Here is a 22,840-nt window from a genome sequence, read left to right on the forward strand (position 1 = left end):
GGCAGACAAACTAAAAGAAGAAGGGATAGAGGCGACGGTGGTCAACATCCACACCATAAAGCGATAGACAAAGATTTAATAGTAGAAGTAGCTAAAAAGACGGGCAAAGTTATAACAGCAGAAGAGCACAGCATAATAGGAGGACTTGGGTCTGCTGTGGCAGAAGTTCTTTCAGAAGAATACCCAGTAAAGGTAAAGAGAATAGGTATAAAAGAGCAATTTGGCCAGTCAGGTTCACCTAAAGAACTTTTAAAACATTATGGTTTGACAGCGGAGGATATTGTAAAAGCAGCTATGTCATTTTAAAAAAACGCCAGGTTAGTCCTGGCGCTTTCTATTAAAGAGACAACCCCCATTTTTACATGGACGAAAAGTGGGAGTTGTCTTTAATCTGAAGCGCAGAGAAGTTGTTCTTTGCACTTTTAAAATACATTATTTACAAATCCATTTTTATGATATAATCTTTTGATGCTGTGGAAGGAGATAGTATCTCCACCACAAGTTCAGATACTAGTATAGTTATTTTCAGTGAGTCCTCTTTCATCACAAATAACAGTTATATCTGGCTGTACTTTGTGCTTTTCTTGGTCATTTTGTAGTATAACATCTAAAGGGGCAACAAAAATGTTTGCACTTTTTATCTCTAAAATATATTCCAAATTCTGTCGATAAGTTCGTTAAAATTCTTTGGTGTGCCACTGAAGGTGCGGATAACAAATATATTTCGCCGTTTATGAATTCGAGCATTTCATCAGTTTTAGAGTCTATTTCTTCGAATTCTTCATAAGTAATTTTTTTGTTTTTAGGTATTATATTTTCCATTATATCATCCCCATTTACTTGTTCTAAATATATTTTAGCACATTTTTCAATATTAACAATTATTCATTACCTTTATAAAAATATCTAAAAAACTTTTTATAAAGAAGAAGGAATTTTTAAATATGTGTCGAATATAAATAGAAAGAGGTTAATTAAAATAATAAACAAACTCTATTAATTGATTTTTATTGCACATAAAGGTTATGTTTTAATAAATCTGTTATTTTAACAAAACGATTGTATTCTCTGAATTTCTTTTTTATTGAAGACTTAATTAAAAAATATAACAAAGTCAGTGGAGGATATATTATGGATTCCAGGGAGGTAGCATTACACATTGAGCGGCTTATAAAGTTTGCACTTAAAAAAGGCTTGATAGAGGAATTAGATGTCATTCCAAGCCGCAATGCACTTATGGATTTATTTAAAATAGAAAAACCTTATGAAGGTGAGGTTCCGGAAGAAGAGCTTAATAGTCCTTCTGATATTTTGAACAAATTATTGGACTATGCAGCACAGATAGGAATTATTTGTGATAATACTATTACTTACAGAGATTTAATGGATGCTAGAATCATGGGGCTTTTGATGCCACGGCAATCGGAAGTTGTAAAAAAGTTTAATACTATTGCCTCGGAAGAGGGAATTGAAAAGGCCACAGAGTATTTTTACAAATTATCTCAAGCCTCTAATTACATTAGGATGAATAGAATTGCTAAAAATTTGTATTGGAGAGTTCAAACGCAATACGGTTCTCTTGAAATTACTATAAATCTTTCAAAGCCAGAAAAAGACCCAAAAGAGATTGAGGCAGCAAAAAAAGTTCAGCAATCTGGTTATCCAAAATGTCTTTTATGCCTTGAAAATGTGGGATTTGCAGGAAACTTAAATCACCCGGCAAGGCAAAACCACAGAGTAATTCCGGTAAAAGTGGCAGGAGAGCAGTGGTACTTTCAGTATTCACCGTATGTATATTACAATGAACACAGCATTTTATTTTACGAAAAACATGTGCCTATGAAAATATCAGAAAAAACTTTTGTGAGGCTTTTGGACTTTGTTGAGCAATTTCCTCATTATTTTATGGGGTCGAATGCGGATTTGCCAATTGTGGGAGGTTCCATTCTATCCCATGAGCATTTTCAAGGTGGAAGGCATGTTTTTCCGATGGAAGAGGCTCCAATAGAGAGTTTTTTTGTGCATAATGAGTATAATAATGTCAAGGTTGGCGTATTAAAATGGCCTATGTCTGTTATACGCATTGCAGGAAAGCAAAAAAGTAGGCTTATAGATATTTCTTCACATATATTAAATAAATGGAAAAATTACAATGATTTAGAGGTTGAGATTGTATCTCACAGCGAAAAGAATGGAGAACTTATCCCTCACAACACGATTACACCTATTGCGAGGATTAATAAAAATGGTGAATTTGAAATAGACCTAGTCTTGCGAAATAACAGGACGACAGACAAATATCCCTATGGAATTTTTCACCCCCATGAAGAGCTTCATCACATAAAAAAGGAAAATATTGGACTTATAGAAGTCATGGGGTTAGCAGTTTTGCCAGGCAGGTTAAAATTTGAGCTGGATGAGATAATGAAATTTTTAACAGGCGAACAAAAATTTGATCCAACTTTGTATGACAAAAACCATCCTTTATATAAGCACATTCCATGGGTGGAAGAATTGCTTTTAAAATATGGGAATAAATGCACCAAAGAGGAGGCAGAAAGCTATATACAGCAAGAAGTTGGAAACAAATTTTTGCAAGTTCTTTTTGATGCAGGAGTGTTTAAAAGAGATGAAAAAGGGAAAGAAGCATTTGAAAGATTTATGAAAGAAGCAGGCTTTGAAAAAATAGATAAGAAAGGAGATTTAAAATGAAAACTACTGTAATTGAAGCACTTGAAAAATTCTATGGTAGAAATGAAGTTGAAATAAGGGTTTTCTACGCTCCAGGGCGAGTGAATCTTATTGGAGAGCATACAGATTACAATGGAGGCTATGTATTTCCTTGTGCACTTGACTTTGGAACATATGCTGCGATTAGAAAAAGAAATGACAAAAAAGTCTTCATGGCTTCTTTAAATTTCGATTTAAAGGTGGAAGTAGACCTTGATGCACTCAATTTTGATAAAAGCCATGATTGGGCAAATTACCCTAAGGGAGTTTTAAAAGTATTACAGGATGAGGGATATACTTTTTCTGGATTTGAAATTGTGTTTGAAGGCAATATCCCAAATGGCGCTGGACTTTCTTCATCTGCTTCAATAGAGCTGGTTACTGCTGTTGCAGTGAATGAAGTTTTCAACTTAAATATTGACCGGATAGAATTAGTTAAAATGTGTCAAAAAGCAGAAAATACTTTTGTTGGGGTAAATTGTGGCATAATGGACCAGTTTGCTGTTGGAATGGGTAAAAAAGACCATGCAATTTTATTAAAAAGCGATACATTAGAGTATTCTTACGTGCCTTTGAAATTAGAGGGTTATAAAATTTTGATAACAAATACAAATAAAAGAAGGGGGCTCTTGGATTCAAAATACAATGAAAGAAGAAGTGAATGTGAAAAAGCCCTTTCATACCTTCAGAGGGCTTTACCAATACACAATCTTTCGGAGGTTTCAATTGAACAGTTTGAAGAATATAAACATTTAATACCGGAGGAAGTGCTTGTAAAAAGGGCAAGACATGTTATAACAGAAAATCAAAGAGTATTGGAGGCTGTAAAAGCACTTAATGATAAAGACTTAATCAAATTTGGGAAATTAATGGTTGAGTCTCATAATTCTTTAAAAAATGATTACGAAGTTACAGGGAAAGAACTGGACACATTGGTAGAAGAAGCGTTAAAATTAAAAGGGGTAATAGGTTCTCGTATGACTGGAGCAGGCTTTGGAGGATGCACTGTAAGCATTGTGAAAGAAGAAGAAGTGCCAGATTTTATAAAAGTGGTTTCTAAAAATTACAAACAAAAAATTGGATATGAGCCTACAGCTACATAACCGGAGTAGGTGAAGGAGCAAGAGAAATTGATATATCAAAGGAGTGAGAAAAATGGCAATTCTTGTATGTGGTGGAGCAGGATACATTGGAAGTCATACGGTAGCTGCACTTCTTAATAGAAAGGAAGAAGTTGTAGTAGTTGATAATCTTGTAAAGGGCCACAAGAAGTCTGTTTTAGGCGGGAAGTTGTATATAGGGGATTTAAGAGATGAAGCTTTTTTAGACAAAGTGTTTAAAGAAAATGAAATTGAAGCAGTGATTGACTTTGCGGCATTTTCTCTTGTTGGGGAAAGTGTTGAGGAGCCTTTTAAGTATTATGAAAATAATGTATGCGGTACTCTTTCTCTTTTAAAAGCAATGAAAAAACACAATGTTAAAAAAATTGTATTTTCCTCTACTGCTGCGGTATACGGAGAACCAGAAAGGATTCCTATAAAAGAAGAAGATAAAACTAATCCTACCAGCCCTTATGGTGAAACTAAACTGGCGGTTGAAAAAATGTTGAAATGGGCAGATGTAGCTTATGGAATTAAATATGTTGCACTAAGGTACTTCAATGTTGCAGGGGCTATTGAAACGGGTGAAATTGGGGAGGACCATTCTCCTGAGACCCATCTCATCCCAATTATACTTCAAGTTGCATTAGGGAAGAGAGACAAAATTAGGATTTACGGAGATGATTATCCTACAAAGGACGGAACATGTATAAGAGATTATATTCATGTGATGGATTTGGCAGATGCCCACATACTTGCACTGGATAAATTGAGAAAAGACAATGAAAGTGCGATTTATAACCTGGGAAATGGAGAAGGATTTAGTGTAAAAGAAGTTATTGAAGTTGCAAGAAAAGTGACAGGACATCCTATTCCTGCAGAAGTAACTCACCGCCGCCCGGGAGATCCAGCAGTGCTGGTGGCTTCATCAGAAAAAATCACAAAGGAATTGGGATGGACTCCTAAATATACTTCTTTAGAAGAAATAATTGAAAGTGCGTGGATGTGGCATAAAAATCATCCAAAAGGATTTGAAGAGCGATAAAGGATGGGATATTAATGGCAAACTTGATACCTGTAAGCTACAAATTATTAAAAGGCATGAATGAATCGCTTATTTTAGATATTATAAGAAAAATGGGGCCAATATCTAGAGCAGATATTGCAAAAGAGACAAATTTAACACCTCCAACTGTAACTAACATTGTAAACAAACTTATTGAAGAAGGAGTAGTTGTTGAATATAAGGTTGGAGAGTCAAATGGCGGCAGGCCTCCTGTGCTTATCAAAATAAATCCAGAATTTATGACAATTATTATTGTTCACATAAGCACCAATAATTTACATGAATACACTCTTGATGCCGAGCTCAATAGAAAAAGCGAGCAAACACATTCTATAAAAGGTTTAAAAGAACAAGAAGTACTGGAGCTATTGATGTCTACTCTTGATAAAGCGATAAAAGAATCTCCAAACAATATATCAGGAATAGGAATTGTGGTAAGGGGTCCTGTTAAGACAAAAGAGGGTATTTCAGTATTTGCGCCTAACATAGGATGGAGAAACGTGCCTTTAAAGGCGATGATAGAAGAAAAGTTTGAGATCCCTACCTATATCATGAATGACGTTAGAGCAATGGCATGGGGCGAGTTTCAAATGGGAAAAGCTAAAGAAGTTGAAAACATGATTTTTTTAAAAGTAGGCTATGGAATAGGTTCCGCGATATTGATAAATGGAAGATTATATATAGGTAATAATGATAGTGCAGGGGAAATAGGTCATACTACTATTGATGTAGCAGGTCCTAAGTGTAGCTGTGGCAATTACGGTTGTTTTGAAGCATTAGCGTCGGAAAAGGCTCTTGTTAATTTAGTCGTTAAGTCTATCAAAGAAGGAAATGATTCTATTGTATACCAGATGGCAAAAGGAATACTCGACAGTGTCACACCAGAAATGATTTATGAGGCTGCAAAATTGAATGACAAATTAGCGATTAATTCATTAGAAACTATCGGGAGATACTTAGGGATAGGGATTGCAAACATAATAAACACTTTTAATCCTGAACTTATTTTAATAGGAGGAGGGATTGTTCAAGGACGGAGTTTTTTTGAAGATATAATGAGAGAAACGACTAAGAAGAGGGCTTTTGAAAATTCATATTCCTCATGCAGCATAGCTTTTGCTGAGTTGGGGGATAATGCTACTTTAATTGGCGCTGCTAATATGGTTATGGATGAAGTTTTGTGAGAAGGATGGAGGATGACTATGGCAATAAAAATTGAAAAAGTAAACTTTTTGGGATGGGAAAATAGCGTTAAATTGTCAAATGGAATCATTGACGTTGTTGCTACTACTGATATAGGACCCAGAATTGTCAGATTTGGTTTTGAAAATGATGTAAACGAATTTAACTTAGACCCTAAAACTATTGGTTTAAAAGGAGGTAACGAATTTAGGTTTTACGGTGGTCACAGACTGTGGCATAGTCCTGAAGACAGAAAGAGGACGTATGTGCCAGACAATGAACCAGTTGATTGGCACGAAATAGAAAACGGTGTGAGACTTATTCAAAAGCCAGAAAAATGGGTTAACACACAAAAGCAAATCGATATAATCTTAAGTCCTGATGAGAGTAGAGTAAGGCTTGTACACAGGATAACTAATCTTGGAGCATGGCCTGTTGAGCTTTCAGCATGGACAATAACAGTATTAAATACAGAAGGTATAGAAATAATACCTCAGCCAAACAAAAATACAGATTTACTTCCAAATAGGCAAATTGTACTCTGGCCTTATTCTAAAATGAATGACGAAAGAGTATACTGGGGAGAAAAATACATTGCATTAAGGCAAAACCCAAAAAAAGAAAATCCTTTTAAATTAGGAATTAATAATGAAGCTGGTTGGGCTGCTTATGCCAGAAAAGGGCATTTATTTGTAAAAAGATATTATCTGCAACAAAATGCAGTATATCCTGATTTTGGTGTATCTTTTGAGACATACACAAACGATTGGATGCTTGAAATAGAAACATTAAGTCCATTTACAAGATTACAACCAGGTGAAGCTGTTGAACACATTGAAGAATGGGAGCTTTACAATAATGTAAATGTAAAGGATGTAAATGAGGATTTGTTTGATGAAATTGCAAAAAAATATTGTGAAAGGTAAAATTTGGGCAACAAAAAGTTTATAAAAAATTTTAATAAATTACGGTTTACAAGAAGGAATTTTTGAATTTACGTCGAATATATAATATAGGAGTTAATTAAAATAAAAAATAAACTTGCCTACATAAAAGTAAAAACCTGTCTAATATGCTGATATAATGATATAAATTTTATGTAAAATATACAAAGCAAAATAAAAATGTTTTAAATAAGTCGATAAATCAGGCAGGATTTCCAACGATATGTCAAATATATTATATTAAAATAATTAATAAAGTCTGCTTAGTATTCAATTAACTCAAAAACTCAAAGTTATTGTAATATTTGACAACGTTATCTATGAATCTTATCATTATAAATCTAGTCCAAGATGAAAGGAGGGTGAAACATTTTAAAGACGACTTTATATTAATGTGTGAAGAGAAAATTATCTAAAGGAGGAAAGTGTATGAAAAAGCTCGTTGCTTATGTTATTTCAGTTATATTTCTGTTCACAATTTTATTTACAGGATGTGGAAGCTCAGGCAGCTCGACTTCTTCTAAAAACTCTGATCAACAATCAGATACAGCGACGTCTAGTACAAAAAAGATTACTGTATGGGCATGGGACCCCAATTTTAATATTGCCATAATGAATGATGCAAAAGCAATTTACACTAAAGAACATCCTGATGTGCAAATTGATGTTGTAGAAATGGCAAAAGGTGATTTGGAACAAAAATTAAATACAGTTCTTGCGTCGGGAATTAAAGAAGGTTTACCTGATATAGTGTTAATAGAAGACTATAATGCACAGAAATATCTTCAAGCATATCCAGGTGCATTTGCAGATTTAACAGATAAAATTGATTATAGTAAATTTGCAAAATATAAAGTAGAACTTATGACTCTCAATGGAAGGACGTATGGTGTTCCATTTGATTCAGGGGTTGCTGGATTTTTCTATAGAAGAGATATATTAGAGCAAGCAGGATATAAACCGGAAGATTTAAATAATATAACTTGGGACCAATTCATAGAGATTGGCAAAAGAGTAAAGGAAAAAACAGGGAAATATATGTTTGGCTTTGAGCCGTAGATGGTGGGTTGATGAGAATAATGCTTCAGTCTGCTGGGGAATGGTATTTTGACAAAGAGGGAAAACCTGATTTTACAAATAACCCTGCATTGAAAGAAGCAGTAATAACCTACAAAAACTTATTAGACTCAGGGATAATAAAAAAGGTAAGTGGATGGAATGAATGGGTTGCTGCTTTTAACAAAGGAGATGTAGCTGCAGTTGTTACGGGCGTTTGGATTATTGGCTCAATTAAAGCGGAATCAAGCAAAGTGGAAAATGGGGACTTGCTCCGTGCCACGTTTAAACATTAGTAGCTCAGTTAATGCTTCTAATCTTGGAGGTTCAAGCTGGTATGTGATTAATAGTTCTAAAAATAAAGATGTCGCAATAGATTTTCTTAAAGAAATATATGCGGGAAATAATGATTTTTACCAAAAAATACTTGTAGAACGAGGAGCATTTGCTACTTATTTGCCTGCTCAGACAGGAAATGCTTACTCTGCACCTGATCCATTTTTCGGTAATCAAAAAATATATTCAGATTTATCGGAATATATGAAAAAAATTCCTCCAGTAAATTATGGTGTATACACATATGAAGCAGATTCAGCAATCATGGGTATAATGCCGGATGTATATTCAGGAAAAATATCTGTGGATGATGCTTTGAAAAAGGCAGAAGAACAATTGAAAAATCAGATTAACCAATAAATAATTACCTAGATTTAAAAATGGAATGAGGAATAGCAATTAGCTTTAATTGCTATTCCTCGGATTAAATAAGGGGTGAAATAATTTATGGTTGGAAATGAAGCACAAACTCCGTTAAAAAGCAAAAATGTTAGCTATGAAAGAATTTTAAACAGATATGGATGGGGCTTCACATTTTTAGCGTTAATATTGCTTATAACTTTTCTATTTTATCCAATAATTTATTCTTTATATCTTTCTACTATGTCTTCTAGAGGCATTGTACAAAAATTTGTTGGATTAAATAATTATTTAAGACTCTTTAATGACCAAATGTTTTTGATAGCTTTGAAAAATACTTTTACGATTTTGATAATACAAGTGCCTATAATGCTTTTTTTAGCATTAGTGCTTGCCACCATTCTTAATGATAAAAGTATTAAATTTCGAGGTGTTTTTAGAACAGGTATATTTTTACCTGCAGTTACTTCACTTGTTGCATATTCTGTTTTATTCAAAATGATGTTTAGCTTGGATGGTTTCATAAATACAAGTTTGATAAATTTGCATATAATAAAGGAACCTGTTCCTTGGTTATTGGATCCTTTTTGGGCAAAAGTTACACTTATTATAGCGATGACATGGAGATGGACAGGATATAATATGGTTTTTTACCTATCAGGGCTACAAAATATTCCATATGAGATATATGAATCAGCAGAAATGGATGGAGCAAATAAAATACAGCAATTTTTTTATATAACTATTCCAATGCTTAAACCTATTATTGTTTTCACAACTATCATGTCAACGATAGGAACTTTACAATTATTTGATGAACCTATGAATCTATCAAGTGGTGGTGTAACGGCTTCTAGTATAGGTCCAGGGAATTCGTTACTTACGTTATCTGTGTATATTTATAATCTTGCATTCAAATATATGCCCAATTTTGGATATGCTGCTGCTGTATCTTATGTTATAGTGTTTTTTGCAGCTATACTTACTGTTATTCAATTTAAAGTGGCAGGTGAGAAAAATTGAAATCAAAAAAATTTTTATTCAGAATTATCATATACGCTTTTCTAATTATTATGTTTATAATTTCTGTATTTCCGTTTTACTGGATGATAGTAGGGATGACAAATAGTGCTGTTGATGTGATAAAAGGGAAAATGACTTTTGGCAATCAATTAATTCATAATTTAATTACCCTCAATACCTCATACAATTTAGGTAGGATATTATTAAATTCAATAAAGGTATCAGGTCTAACTGTGATTGGTACTTTAATAGTAGCATCGATGGCAGCATATGGGTTTGAAATATATAGTTCCAAAAACCGCGAAATTGTTTATGGAATAATACTTTTAACAATGATGGTACCATTTGCAGCACTTATGGTTCCTTTATTTAGATTGATTGTGGAACTAAAACTTTTAAATACCCATGCTGGAGTGATTTTGCCAAGTATTGCATCAGTCTTTATAATATTCTTTTTCAGACAAAGTTTTAAATCTTTTCCTAAAGAAATCATAGAGGCAGCACGTGTTGATGGTGCAAGTGAAATAAGGACCTTTTTTTTCTATAGTGGTACCGTCGATGAAATCTACTTATGCTGCAGCAGCAATTTTTTCTTTTACAACAAGTTGGAATTCTTATTTATGGCCACTTATAGTGCTTCAAACAGATAATCAAAAAACAATGACTCTTTTGATATCTAATTTGTCATCTGCATATTTTCCTGAATATGGAGTTATTATGACCGCAATTGTGATAGCTACATTACCTACCCTAATTATATTTTTTGCATTACAGAAATATTTCGTGCAAGGTATGACTGGAGCAGTAAAACAATAAAATACTCAATGTTAGAATAGGTCTTGATTTTTTAAGAAAGGAGGGAATGGGTTTTACCCAACCAAAATGGCTATATATTATGATGAAAAAACAAGAACGTTTCACCTTGTAGCAAAGGATACAAGTTATGTAGTATATGTGAGTACTTATGGTCATCTGTTTCATGTTTATTTTGGCAAAAGGATAAAAGATGAAAGTACTATTCATTTAAGTTCTGAAGTAGAAAAAGTATATGTATCAGTTGTGGAGCAAAGGAAAAATTTTCATTTGAGGTAATGCCTCAAGAATATCCTGCGTATGGCAATACTGATTTTAGAAGTCCTGCATATCAAATTCAGCTTGAAAACGGTTCTACTATTTCTGATTTAAGATACCTATCTCACAAAATCTATAAAGGTAAACCTAAATTAGAAGGGCTTCCGGCTACTTATGTTGAAAATGAAGATGAAGCTGATACTCTTGAAATAGAGTTATATGATAAAGTAGCAAATTTAAAAGTAACTTTAATTTACACGGCATTTAGAGATTATGATGTTATCACAAGGTCAGTGAGATTTGAAAACATGGGAAAAGAAGACATAAAATTGTTAAGAGCTTTATCTATGAATGTTGATTTTAATGATGATAAGTTTGACATGCTTCAATTGTCAGGGGCTTGGGCGAGAGAAAGACATGTTATAAGAAGATCACTTACTTCTGGAGTTCAGTCTATTGAAAGCAGAAGAGGTGCAAGCAGCCATCAGCAAAATCCTTTTATAGCACTTTTAAGGAAAGACGCTGATGAATGGCATGGAGATGTTTATGGATTTAGCCTTGTTTACAGTGGCAATTTCTTGGCACAAGTAGAAGTGGATCAATATAAGATAGCGAGAGTCTCTATGGGAATTAATCCATTTGATTTTTCATGGCTTTTAAAACCAGGTGAAACATTTCAAACACCAGAAGTCGTTATGGTTTATTCGGATAGTGGCTTAAATAAAATGTCAAATACCTATCACAAACTGTACAGAAATAGACTTATGAGAAGTAAATTTAAGGACAAAGAAAGACCAATTCTTATAAACAATTGGGAAGCTACTTATTTTGATTTTACCGAAGAAAAACTTAAAGAACTTGCTAAAGAAGCTAAAGATTTGGGGATTGAACTGTTTGTTCTTGACGATGGATGGTTTGGAAAGAGAAATTCTGACAATTCTTCACTGGGAGATTGGTTTGTAAATAAAGAAAAGATTCCAAGTGGTTTGGATGGTCTTGCAAAAGAGATAAATTCTTTAGGTTTAAAATTTGGATTATGGATGGAACCAGAAATGGTGTCTCCTGATAGTGACCTCTATAGAGAGCATCCCAATTGGTGTATACATGTACCTAATAGGCCGAGAAGTGAAAGCAGAAATCAACTTGTGTTAGACTTGTCGCGCAAAGATGTACAAGATTATATTATAAAAGTAGTGTCAGATATTTTGGAAAGCGCCAACATAAGTTATGTAAAATGGGATATGAATAGAAATATGACAGAGATAGGCTCTGCACTTTTGCCTCCTGAAAGACAAAGAGAAACTGCTCACAGATATATTCTTGGACTTTACAGAATATTAGAAGAAATAACGACAAGGTTTCCTGATGTTTTGTTTGAAAGTTGTGCTGGTGGTGGCGGTCGTTTTGACCCTGGAATGCTTTATTATATGCCCCAGACTTGGACTAGTGATGATACAGATGCCATAGAAAGACTTAAAATTCAATACGGCACAAGTTTGATATATCCTCCTGTAGCTATGGGAAGCCATGTGTCTGCTGTGCCCAATCACCAAGTTCACAGAATAACTCCTTTAAAGACTCGCCTTGATGTGGCGATATCAGGCAATTTTGGATTTGAGCTTGATTTAACGAAGCTTAGTGAAGAGGAAAAAGACCTTGTTAAAAAATATGTTAAAAAGTACAAAGAGATAAGAAAATTGATTCAATTTGGAGATTTTTACAGATTATTAAGTCCTTTTGAAGGAAATGAAACAGCATGGATGTTTATTAATGAAGAAAAAACTGAATTTGTAGCTTTTTACTTTAAAGTCTTGGCAACTCCTAATGACACGATAAAAAGGATTTATTTAAAGGCTTTAAACCCCGATTACAAATATGCATTGCAAGATACGGGTGAAGTATATGGTGGTGATGAGCTTATGTATGCAGGCATTGCAATACCACAATTGGAAGGAGATTTTCAAAGTGTTATGATGCATTTTAAAAAGGAGGCGTAAAAGATGGGTAGAGATGTATTGAATTTTAATGTAGATTGGCTATATATTCCTGAAGACTTAAATGATGCATATAAATTTGATTTTGATGAGAGCAATTTTGAAGTTGTTAGTCTTCCTCATGCAAACAAAACATTTCCTCACCACTATTTTAAAGAAGAAGACTACAGGTTTGTTTCATGGTACAGAAAACACTTTAAAGTAGCTGAGAGATACAAAGGGAAAAAGGTTTATATTCATTTTGAAGGTGTTATGACTGTTGCGAAGGTTTATGTAAATGGCGAATTCGTAGGAGAACATAAAGGAGGATATACCCCTTTTGAATTTGACATTACAGAATATGTCAAATATGGCGATTTTGAAAATTTAATTGCTGTACAAGTGGATTCAAGAGAACATAAAGATATTCCTCCAGAAGGTCATCTTGTAGATTATATGTTGTTTGGTGGAATATACAGAAATGTATGGCTGAAAATTTTAAATGATACCCATATAAAAGATGTTTATTTTGTTGTAGATAAATTGCAAAATTCTGTTGCGGAAATTTCAATTACTACAACCATCGAAGGTAAAGAGGTAAGGAATGCAAAAATATTGACAGAGGTTATAAATAAAGAAGGTGTTGTGTGTTCATCTTCGGTTACTGATGTTAAAGACATGCAAAAGGAGATTGTACAGCGAATAAAGATGGAGAATCCATTAACTTGGCATCCGGATCATCCGTATTTATATAATGTGTCTGTAAAACTTGTTGCAGAGAATGAAATTTTAGATAATTACACTTTTAAGACAGGAATAAGGACAGTTGAATTTAGAGATGACGGCAAATTTTATATTAATGGTGAACCTTTAAAATTAAGAGGATTAAACAGACATCAGACTTTTCCTTATGTTGGCGGTGCTATGCCGGATAGGGTTCAAAGAAAAGATGCAGATATATTAAAGTATGAATTGGGATTAAATTATGTTAGGACGTCACATTATCCGCAGGCTGTTTCATTTTTGGATAGATGTGATGAGATAGGTTTGTTAGTTTTTGAAGAGATACCTGGATGGCAGCATATAGGCGATGAAAATTGGAAGAACATTGCAAAAGAGAATTTAAAAGAAATGATTTTAAGAGATAGAAATCATCCATGCATATTTATGTGGGGCGTACGAATAAATGAGTCTTTAGATGACCACGATTTTTATAAAGAAATGAATGAAATAGCTCATAAATTAGACAGAAGTAGACCAACAGGTGGTGTTAGATATTTAAGAGATAGTGAAAAGCTAGAGGATGTATTTACATATAACGACTTTATATACAATTTAGAAGGCAAAATACAACTTCCAAATCACAAAAAGTATATGGTAACAGAATATATGGGTCACATGTATCCGACAAAATCTTATGATAACCTTAATCGACTTATTACTCATGCAAGGTTGCATGCTCTTATCCAAGACAAACAATATGGGATACCAAACATGGCTGGTGCATCAGGCTGGTGTGCATTTGATTATAATACCACAAGTGCTTTTGGTTCAGGAGACAATATATGCTATCATGGAGTCTGTGATATATTTAGACTTCCAAAATTTGCAGCTCATTTTTACAGAAGCCAGGCTGATCCTCACTTATATGGGCCTATGTGTTTATAGCTTCGTACTTAATACCATCATTTAGAGAAGAAAACGGTGACAAATTGCTTGTATTTAGCAATTGTGAAGAAATAGAACTTTATATAAACGATAAGTTTGTAATGAAGCAAATGCCTAATAGAGTTGACTTTCCAAGTCTGCCATATCCGCCATTCGAATTTTCATTAAATCAACTGGGAGTTAACTATATGGATATGGCGATAAAAGCTAATGATGTTTCTATTACTGCAGTAGGTTTAATAAATGGTAAAGAAGTGGCAAGGCATACAATAAGGACATATGGGAAACCACATAAATTAGTTCTTTCTTGCGACGATAATGAGATTATGGCAGATGGCTCCGATTGTACAAGGGTTGTTATAAGTGTTGTAGATGAAAATGGATCTATTCTTCCTTATGCTAATATACCAGTATCATTTGAAATAGAAGGTGAAGGAATACTGATTGGGGAAAATCCATTGACATTAGAAGCAGGAAGAGGAGCAGTTTATGTAAAATCAACACGAAAACCGGGAGAAATAATTTTAAAAGCTAAATCTCCTTATGTAGCGGAAGAAAGCAGTATGTCTATAAAAACTAGGTCAATAGGATATTAACAGAAAGCCCACCCTTTAGGGTGGGTTTTTCAGTATATTAATTCTTTTTTCTAATAAATACTGGGGAATAAAAAATTATCAATAATGAAATAACGATCTTATTTTAAAGGTTCTATAATAAATGGCAGGATAGATAAAGATTATCCTTAAAAATAGCGCATTTATTCTGAATGCCGGTTTTAATATAATTGACTAACCAATAAAATTTATTGAGAGGTGGTATTACAATAAGTGTACCATATAATATTTTTATAAAATTTGAAAGCTGAAGATATAATTTGTATGAGAACATATGAAAGATGAAGGAAAAACACAGGATTCCATATAAGGAAATATAGATCCTTTATTATAATGTCATATAATGGCAAATAGATCATTTTTTTACGCAATATATCTCTTGAAAGTAATATATTTAAGTGCAATATAGAGGGCAACGAATGGATTAATTACAACTTATTATGAGATCATTTGATAATAATCATGAAAAAGTACTAAAAGGCGAGGTAATGTAGATGTTTTTCAATAATATTTTTGCGTTGGGAGGAGTGAGATTTTTATGAATATGTCTAAGGCTTCAGAAAAATTATCCAAGCTGGATCTTCAAATTAGTATTGATAATTTTGTAATAAATATATTATGGTTTAGAGTAATGTCTTTGGAAGGGGAGTGGGAAATTAGCAGACATACTCATTCTAGTTTTGAATTTCATTTTATTCCAGTTGGGAGTTCCTTAGTTATTCTTGATGATCATGAATTTATAATTAGAGAAGGTGAATTTTATGTTACAGCACCAGGACTTTATCATGAACAGCGTTCAGCTGGAGAACGATATATAGAGTATAGCATAAATTGCGATTTTGAGAAAGCAGACGATAGTGTTTTTTTTGAGGGAGATGTTATCTTAGAGGTATTAAATTCATCAAAATGTGTTCCTGTAAAAGATCATTATGGTTCAATGAAATATTTTGAATTAGCACTAAAGGAAGCATACCATCAAGAAATAGGATTTTACAATAATATAAAAAGTCTAGCTATAATGATAATAATTATGGCTGTACGTGCAATAGTTTTTGAGAATAGCACATCTTATTTTTATTCTGTACCCAAAAAGCTAGAAGAAACTGATTATAGATTTAATTTAATAAAAAAATTTATTGAAGATAATATTACAAGTGACCTTAGAGTAAATGATATAGCAAATTATATGCATTTAAGTTCAAAGCAAATAAATAGAATTATAAAAGAAAAAACAGGTAAATCTACAAAGGAATTTATAAATTTTATTAAGCTTCAAGAAGCGAAAAGATTACTAAAAAATACTAATATATCAATAAAAGAAATAGCTAATAAATTGGGTTTTTCTAGTGAATATTATTTTAACCAGTTTTTTAAAAGAGAAGAGGGCTTTCCTCCTGGAATTTATAGAAATAGTATCAAAAAAATATATTAAAATTGTCTGAAAAACTTAAAAGAATGTCTGGGAATTTGATTTTATAAATTTAGAATTTTATTTATAATGTAAACGAGAATATAACAATCTAAAAGGGGAGAGAGTAAAAAATGTACTTTCAACTTGAAAGAATAGAACGGATTTTAAAAGAATTACAAAAATACATTTATTCACAAGAAGTTTCTTTAGATATTTATAGGGTAAAAGAATGCGATTATAATTCTTATGAGTTATTAAAAGAAGAAGGTAAAGATTGGAATATATTTAAAAGAGGGGATCGATGGGGAGGGAAAGATAAACACTTTTGGTTTAAGACACAAATAGTTATTCCCGAAAATTTTGAAGGTAAAACAGTAGTATACAAGGTATCAACAGGGAGAGAAGACCAGTGGGATGCATTAAATCCCCAGTTTTTTATCTATGTTGATAAAACATTAATGCAGGGATTGGATATTAATCATAGAGAAATAATATTAAGTGAAAATGCAAAGGTTGGAAAAAAATATGATATAGATCTATATGCTTATGCTGGATGGTAGAAGGTACATAGAACTTTATACAGAGATAGCTATTTTAGAAAGAGAAATTGAAAAACTTTATTATAATATAAAAGTGCCATTGGAAGTAATTAAACTGTTAGAAAAAGATAGTTTAGAATATATAAATACCTTAAAATATTTGCAGACAGCTATTAATATTTTAGATCTCCGGAAACCATTTAGTAAAGATTTTTATAATTCTATAAATAAAGCCAATGAGTATTTAGAAAGGGAGTTTTACGGAAAATATTGCGGACATGATGATGTAATCGAGATATGCGTTGGACATACGCATATTGATGTTGCTTGGTTATGGACGTTGTCACAGACAAGAGAAAAAGTAGCAAGGAGCTTTTCAACTGTTTTAAACCTTATGAAACAATATCCGGAATATATATTTATCTCGAGTCAACCACAATTATATAAGTTTGTAAGAGAAGATCATCCAGAAATATATGAAGAAATAAAGAAAAGAATAAAAGAAGGAAGATGGGAAGCAGAAGGTTCGATGTGGGTAGAAGCAGATACAAATCTTACATCGGGAGAATCACTTGTCAGACAAATCATGTTTGGAAAACGATTTTTCAAAAAAGAATTTGGAGTAGATAACAAAATATTATGGTTACCTGATGTATTTGGTTACAGTGCTGCTTTACCACAAATTCTTAAAAAAAGTGGAATAGACTATTTTATGACAACTAAAATTAGTTGGAACGAATACAACAAAATGCCTTATGATACCTTTATGTGGAGAGGAATAGATGGAACAGAAATACTAACACATTTTATAACAACTACTGATTATGTAAAAGGAGAAGCTAAAGGATGGTTTACCACATATAATGGCTTTTTAAATCCTTCACAGGTAATGGGTTGTTGGCAGAGATATCAACAAAAAGGTATAAATAATTATGTCTTAAATAGTTACGGCTATGGGGATGGTGGTGGTGGCCCTACTAAAGAGATGCTGGAAATTGGAAAGAGACTTGCAAAAGGTATACCAGGTGTACCAAAAGTAAGAATGGGGAAAGCAATAGACTTTTTTAAACAGTTAGAGAAAAATGTAAAAGATAATCCTAGGCTTCCAAAATGGGTAGGAGAACTGTACTTAGAATATCATAGGGGAACGTATACTTCTATGGCAAGAAACAAAAAATACAATAGAAAAATAGAATTTTTGAATTTAGATTCTGAGCTTTTTTCTACCATGAACATGATTTTACAAGGAAAAGAATATCCTCAAAGTGAAATTAATAAAAATTGGGAAATTACTTTACTTAATCAATTTCACGATATACTTCCCGGCTCTTCAATAAAAGAAGTCTATGAAGAATCAAAAAAACAGTATGAAGAAATTAATGCTAGAGGGAAAAATATAATAAATTCTGCCTTAGATAGTATATGTTCTAATATTAATTTAAAAAATATTTCTTTAGTTGTATTTAATCAACTCAGTTTTGAAAGATCAGATATAGTTGAATTTGAATTACCTGAGAGTTGGTCTGACGTTTTAGTGTATGATGGAGAAAAATTAATAACTTCACAGAAAGTCGAAAGTAACAAAATAATATTTGCAAAAATGTTCCATCAAAGGGGTATAAAGTATATACATTAAAGGAAACAGAAAATTTATCTCAGACAAGTAGTGAAATTAAAATAAATGAAAGAGAAATGGAAAATAAATTCTTCAATATTAAATTTGATGACAATGGTAATATTATTTCTATCTATGACAAATTAAACGAAAGAGAAGTACTTAAAAGTAATCAGAAAGGTAATGTACTCCAAGCTTTTGAGGACAAACCTATTAACTTTGATGCCTGGGATATTAATATTTATTATCAAGAGAAAATGTGGGAAATTAATAATGTAGAAAAGATTGAAGTTTTGGAAATAGGGCCTGTGAGAGGAGCACTTAAAATAAAGAAGAATTTTTTAGATTCAACTATTGAACAAGTTATATATTTATATAATGATATACCGAGAATAGATTTTTATAATAAGATAGATTGGAAAGAAAAACAAATATTACTCAAAGTTGCTTTTCCAGTTGATGTACACGCAGATAAAGCAACTTATGAAATACAATTTGGAAATATAGAAAGACCAACGCATTGGAACACGAGTTGGGATTATGCGCGTTTCGAAGTTCCTGCACATAAATGGGCCGATTTATCTGAAGGAGGATATGGAGTAAGTTTATTAAATGATAGTAAATATGGGTACGACATTAAAGATTCAGTGATGAGACTTACGCTTCTTAAATCTGCGATTTATCCCAATGAGGATGTAGATAGAGAAGTCCATGAATTTGTATATTCTTTATATCCTCATAAAGGCGATTGGAAAGTTGGGAATACTGTGAAAATGGCATATAATTTAAATTGTCCAATGTATGCTAAAATTGAAGAGCCACATGATGGTGGTTTGCCAGAAAAATTTTCTTTACTTAATGTAGATAAAGAAAATGTGATAGTCGAAACTGTAAAAAAAGCAGAAGAAAGTGATGACATTATTGTAAGATTATATGAATATCAAAACAAAAGAGAAAAAGTTACCTTAACTTTATTTAAGGAAATAAAAGATATAATTGAATGTGATCTTATGGAAAATGAAATAAACAAAATAAATTTCGAAGGGAATAGCTTTAAATTTGAAATAAAACCATATGAAATTAAAACATTTAAAATAATATTTTAACAGTAAATCCTTTTTATAAAATATTACAGAGCCGCTTATTGAGGCTCTGTAATATTTTATATGACTACTATTTTTTTATATATTTAATATTTTCAAGAGATTACAGCCATAACATGAAAATGTCCTAAAAACTTAAAATAATGTCCTAGATTAGAATTTTATAAATTTTATGGTTTAGTTATAATAATAAACAGGAATAAAAACATATCTGAGTTTAACTATCTACCTTTATTTAAACCTTATTTACTATTAAACGGCTGTCAGAAAACTATTCCAAAATAAAAGTATTTCCGTTAATTACCATTGATAGTAAACACTTGAGAATGTTTTCTTTAAATTTTAAAAAAGAAAATATATACATAAAGTTTTATTATAAGGAATTATAAAAACGTTTTAGTAAATATTAATTGCAAAAAGCGGAAATCCAATTTTAGTTCAGTAGTAATAGAGACGTGTAAGAGGAGAGGGGGATATTGGTTATAAATGACATGGCTATACATTAAAAAATAGTTAAGATAAAGGTCATCCGCGTTTTTAAGACTTGCTTTCGAAGGAGTCTCCTATTCTTTCATGAAAAGAAGGGGATTCCTTTGAAAAATAAATGATAGAACCACTTAAATATTTTTGTGGTTCTATAATAGCAAATAAATTGAAAAAAGGAGGATAAATGTTGTGGGTAAAACAAAAAAATATATTTCAGTGATGCTAGTTATTACTTTTGTTCTCACAATACTATTTTCGGGGTGTAGACAAAAAACTTCCCAGATGACTGAAGAAACTTCACCTTCTCAAACGAATTCTTCACAAAAGAAGATTGAAGTAGTTTTCTGGCATAATATGAATGCACTGACTGATAGACAATCTATTGAGGAAGCAGTTCAAATGTTTAACAAAGAACATCCGAACATTGAAGTAAAAGCAGTATTAGTTCCTGGTACAGAAACAGATGCAACGAAATTAATGACAGCTGTTGCAGCGGGGGAAGGACCTGATGTCTATTATCTTGATAGGTTTACGGTAGCACAAAGAGCTCATGCAGGTATTTTAGAACCATTGGAAGATTATTTAAAGGAGCTTGGTACAAATATTGATGAATTAAAGAATAAATTTTTTGATTTTGCAATTGAAGAATCAACTTATAAAGGAAAACTTTATGCACTTCCATGGGATACTGATGCTAGAGTTTTATATTATAATAAGAAATTATTTAAAGAGGCAGGATTAGATCCGGAAAGGCCACCACAAACTATAGCGGAACTTGATGAATATGCTAAAAGACTTACAAAAATACAGAGAGGTAAAATCCTGCAAATAGGTTTTATTCCTTGGCGTGGTCAAGGATGGCCTTACACTTGGGGTTGGGTATTTGGAGGAAAATTTTATGATCCTGAAAACAAAAAATTTACTTTTGCAGATGATCCTAAGATTTTAGCTGCATTAGAATGGGAGAAGACATATGCTGTTGAATATGGAATAAAAAATATTGATTCTTTCTTTGCTGCTTTTGGTCAAGGAGGAGCAGGAGCAGAACCTGTCGACCCATTTATAATGGGAAAAGAAGCTATGAGAATAGATGGTAATTGGCTTTTGAGCACTTTGAGAAAATTTGCAGATCCTAAGGTTTGCGAATGGGGAATAGCTCCTATACCATATCCTGATGGGGGAGAAAAAGGATCAACTTGGGCAGGAGGTTGGAGCTTAGTCATTCCGAAAGGTGCAAAACATCCAAAAGAAGCAGCTGAATTTATTCAGTGGATGGCTACAAAAGGTGCTATAAAATATGCTAAAGATACTGCTCATTTCTCTGCAATTAAAGAGGGGACTTTGAAGGTTGTAGAAGAAGATCCAGACCAGAATTTGTTTTATGAACTTTTAAATGGCCCAAATGCTCACAGTCGACCTGTTATTCCGATAGGAGCACTTGTTTGGGATGAGTTAGTAAATGCGTGGAATGATGCACTTTATGGTAAGAAAACACCTCGACAAACTTTAAAAGATGCGCAGGAGAAAGTTCAGAAAGAACTTGATAAAGCTCTGAGTGAATAAAAAGTCATATTCTAAAAGACTAACCTTGCCCTTTTCAAAGGGCAAGGTTAGTCAAATAAATTTGTGGGAGGCTTACGATAATGTTTAAATCGAAAAAATTATCTCTCGAAATGAGAAATAACGTAAACGGGCTATTGTTTGCTTTACCGTGGATAATTGGTTTCTTAATTTTTACATTTTATCCTATAGTTGCTTCTTTCTATTACAGTTTTACTAAATATAATGTTGCAACTAAGCCTAAATGGATAGGTTTAGAAAATTATACTAGTATATTCAAAGATGAATTGTTTTTAAAAGCTTTTTATAATACTGGGTATTATGTTGCGGGATTAGTTCCACTTGGGCTTATTGTTGGTTTAATATTAGCGTTATTATTAGTACAACCATTGAAAGAAAAATATTTATACAGGGCCTTGATTTATCTACCTAGCATTGTTCCGGTTTACGCTCTTGCTGTAATTTCATTAGTTTTTTTTAATCCCTATTTTGGACTTGTAAATGGTTTTTTATCGATTTTTGGGGCAAATGGGCCGATGTGGTTATCTGATGAAAACTGGGTTAAATTTACTATTGTACTTCTTTCGCAATGGGGAGCAGGCGGGACTGCTTTAATATTTATGGCAGCAATAAATGATATACCAAAAGATTTATACGAAGCTGCTATGCTCGATGGTGCCAATGGGTGGCAAACTTTTTGGAAGATAACATTGCCGCTTATGTCGCCTGCTATTCTTTATTACTTAATTACTGCTACAATAGGAACGGTTCAGATTTTTGATTTGCCTCAAATAATGACTGGTGGAGGACCTGCTAATGCTTCTCTCTCTTATATAATGTATTTATATAGGCAGGGGTTTAGATATTTGAATATAGGAACAGCTTCTGCAATGGCGTGGATATTATTTATCCTAACAATTATTCTTACTATTTTAATATTTAAAACTTCGGCAAGATGGACTTTTTACGGTGGAAATGAAAAATAATTAAAAGGAGGACTTCA

19 protein-coding genes and 3 pseudogenes are annotated in these 22,840 nt (G+C 32.5%); 21 read left to right on the forward strand and 1 reads right to left on the reverse strand.

Features of this window, described 5'->3' with window-relative positions:
• Positions 1 to 306, forward strand: a pseudogene (locus JCM7501_RS03720) (transketolase C-terminal domain-containing protein); the annotation flags it as partial.
• 282 nt (positions 307 to 588) lie between these two features.
• Here JCM7501_RS03720 and JCM7501_RS03725 read toward each other — a convergent pair.
• A complete protein-coding gene (locus JCM7501_RS03725) occupies positions 589 to 822 on the reverse strand; it encodes a Uma2 family endonuclease (protein ID WP_256201095.1) in 234 nt (77 codons plus the stop codon).
• A gap of 309 nt (positions 823 to 1,131) precedes the next feature.
• Between JCM7501_RS03725 and JCM7501_RS03730 the strand changes: the two genes are divergently transcribed.
• From JCM7501_RS03730 to JCM7501_RS03795, 20 genes and pseudogenes are all read left to right on the forward strand, one after another.
• Positions 1,132 to 2,712, forward strand: coding sequence for a UDP-glucose--hexose-1-phosphate uridylyltransferase (locus JCM7501_RS03730; RefSeq protein WP_028991859.1), 1,581 nt, complete (start codon positions 1,132 to 1,134; stop codon positions 2,710 to 2,712).
• Positions 2,709 to 3,880 (forward strand): annotated as a pseudogene (locus JCM7501_RS03735) (galactokinase). The gene JCM7501_RS03730 and the pseudogene JCM7501_RS03735 overlap by 4 nt, the downstream one beginning before the upstream one ends.
• Positions 3,881 to 3,885: 5 nt before the next feature.
• Entirely contained in the window at positions 3,886 to 4,875 is a 990-nt protein-coding gene (gene galE / locus JCM7501_RS03740; protein ID WP_013150644.1) for a UDP-glucose 4-epimerase GalE, read from the forward strand.
• Between the two features lie 14 nt (positions 4,876 to 4,889).
• Complete coding sequence (gene galR, locus JCM7501_RS03745; RefSeq protein ID WP_012995687.1) at positions 4,890 to 6,080, forward strand: transcriptional regulator GalR; 1,191 nt, start codon at positions 4,890 to 4,892, stop codon at positions 6,078 to 6,080.
• Between the two features lie 18 nt (positions 6,081 to 6,098).
• Positions 6,099 to 7,004: a TTE1925 family mutarotase gene (locus tag JCM7501_RS03750; protein WP_028991861.1), complete on the forward strand. Its 906-nt coding sequence runs from the start codon at positions 6,099 to 6,101 to the stop codon at positions 7,002 to 7,004.
• 447 nt (positions 7,005 to 7,451) lie between these two features.
• The gene (locus tag JCM7501_RS16480) at positions 7,452 to 8,081 is read left to right on the forward strand and encodes an ABC transporter substrate-binding protein (RefSeq protein WP_256201096.1); all 630 of its coding nucleotides are present in this window, start codon (positions 7,452 to 7,454) and stop codon (positions 8,079 to 8,081) included.
• A gap of 11 nt (positions 8,082 to 8,092) precedes the next feature.
• Positions 8,093 to 8,374: an extracellular solute-binding protein gene (locus tag JCM7501_RS16485; protein ID WP_256201125.1), complete on the forward strand. Its 282-nt coding sequence runs from the start codon at positions 8,093 to 8,095 to the stop codon at positions 8,372 to 8,374.
• Positions 8,355 to 8,774 carry a type 2 periplasmic-binding domain-containing protein gene (locus JCM7501_RS16490; RefSeq protein WP_256201097.1) on the forward strand — a complete coding sequence of 140 codons (420 nt, stop codon included), beginning with the start codon at positions 8,355 to 8,357 and terminating at the stop codon, positions 8,772 to 8,774. The genes JCM7501_RS16485 and JCM7501_RS16490 overlap by 20 nt, the downstream gene beginning before the upstream one ends.
• Before the next feature lie 87 nt (positions 8,775 to 8,861).
• Entirely contained in the window at positions 8,862 to 9,797 is a 936-nt protein-coding gene (locus tag JCM7501_RS03760) for a carbohydrate ABC transporter permease (RefSeq protein WP_013150642.1), read from the forward strand.
• Positions 9,794 to 10,447: a carbohydrate ABC transporter permease gene (locus JCM7501_RS03765; RefSeq protein ID WP_256201098.1), complete on the forward strand. Its 654-nt coding sequence runs from the start codon at positions 9,794 to 9,796 to the stop codon at positions 10,445 to 10,447. The genes JCM7501_RS03760 and JCM7501_RS03765 overlap by 4 nt, the downstream gene beginning before the upstream one ends.
• A complete protein-coding gene (locus JCM7501_RS16495) occupies positions 10,356 to 10,613 on the forward strand; it encodes an ABC transporter permease family protein (RefSeq protein WP_256201099.1) in 258 nt (85 codons plus the stop codon). The genes JCM7501_RS03765 and JCM7501_RS16495 overlap by 92 nt, the downstream gene beginning before the upstream one ends.
• Before the next feature lie 66 nt (positions 10,614 to 10,679).
• Entirely contained in the window at positions 10,680 to 10,889 is a 210-nt protein-coding gene (locus JCM7501_RS16500) for a hypothetical protein (protein WP_457921084.1), read from the forward strand.
• Positions 10,889 to 12,865, forward strand: a complete 1,977-nt coding sequence (locus tag JCM7501_RS03770) for an alpha-galactosidase (RefSeq protein ID WP_457921085.1) — start codon at positions 10,889 to 10,891, stop codon at positions 12,863 to 12,865. Before JCM7501_RS16500 ends, JCM7501_RS03770 begins: the two co-directional genes overlap by 1 nt.
• A gap of 3 nt (positions 12,866 to 12,868) precedes the next feature.
• Positions 12,869 to 15,105 (forward strand): annotated as a pseudogene (locus JCM7501_RS03775) (glycoside hydrolase family 2 TIM barrel-domain containing protein).
• A 556-nt stretch (positions 15,106 to 15,661) separates the two neighbouring features.
• Positions 15,662 to 16,555 (forward strand): AraC family transcriptional regulator, encoded by an 894-nt coding sequence (locus JCM7501_RS03780; protein WP_028991865.1) that lies wholly within the window; start codon positions 15,662 to 15,664, stop codon positions 16,553 to 16,555.
• A 110-nt stretch (positions 16,556 to 16,665) separates the two neighbouring features.
• A complete protein-coding gene (locus tag JCM7501_RS16505; protein ID WP_256201102.1) occupies positions 16,666 to 17,094 on the forward strand; it encodes a hypothetical protein in 429 nt (142 codons plus the stop codon).
• A complete protein-coding gene (locus JCM7501_RS16510) occupies positions 17,081 to 18,709 on the forward strand; it encodes an alpha-mannosidase (RefSeq protein ID WP_256201103.1) in 1,629 nt (542 codons plus the stop codon). Before JCM7501_RS16505 ends, JCM7501_RS16510 begins: the two co-directional genes overlap by 14 nt.
• 56 nt (positions 18,710 to 18,765) lie before the next feature.
• On the forward strand, positions 18,766 to 19,794 hold the full coding sequence (locus tag JCM7501_RS16515) for an alpha-mannosidase (RefSeq protein WP_256201104.1): 1,029 nt from the start codon (positions 18,766 to 18,768) through the stop codon (positions 19,792 to 19,794).
• Positions 19,795 to 20,466: 672 nt separating this feature from the next.
• Positions 20,467 to 21,840: an ABC transporter substrate-binding protein gene (locus JCM7501_RS03790; RefSeq protein ID WP_028991867.1), complete on the forward strand. Its 1,374-nt coding sequence runs from the start codon at positions 20,467 to 20,469 to the stop codon at positions 21,838 to 21,840.
• Between the two features lie 80 nt (positions 21,841 to 21,920).
• Complete coding sequence (locus JCM7501_RS03795; RefSeq protein ID WP_028991868.1) at positions 21,921 to 22,823, forward strand: carbohydrate ABC transporter permease; 903 nt, start codon at positions 21,921 to 21,923, stop codon at positions 22,821 to 22,823.
• Positions 22,824 to 22,840: the final 17 nt, after the last annotated feature.

This window comes from Thermoanaerobacter thermocopriae JCM 7501, from assembly GCF_001310975.1.
Lineage (GTDB): Bacteria > Bacillota > Thermoanaerobacteria > Thermoanaerobacterales > Thermoanaerobacteraceae > Thermoanaerobacter > Thermoanaerobacter thermocopriae.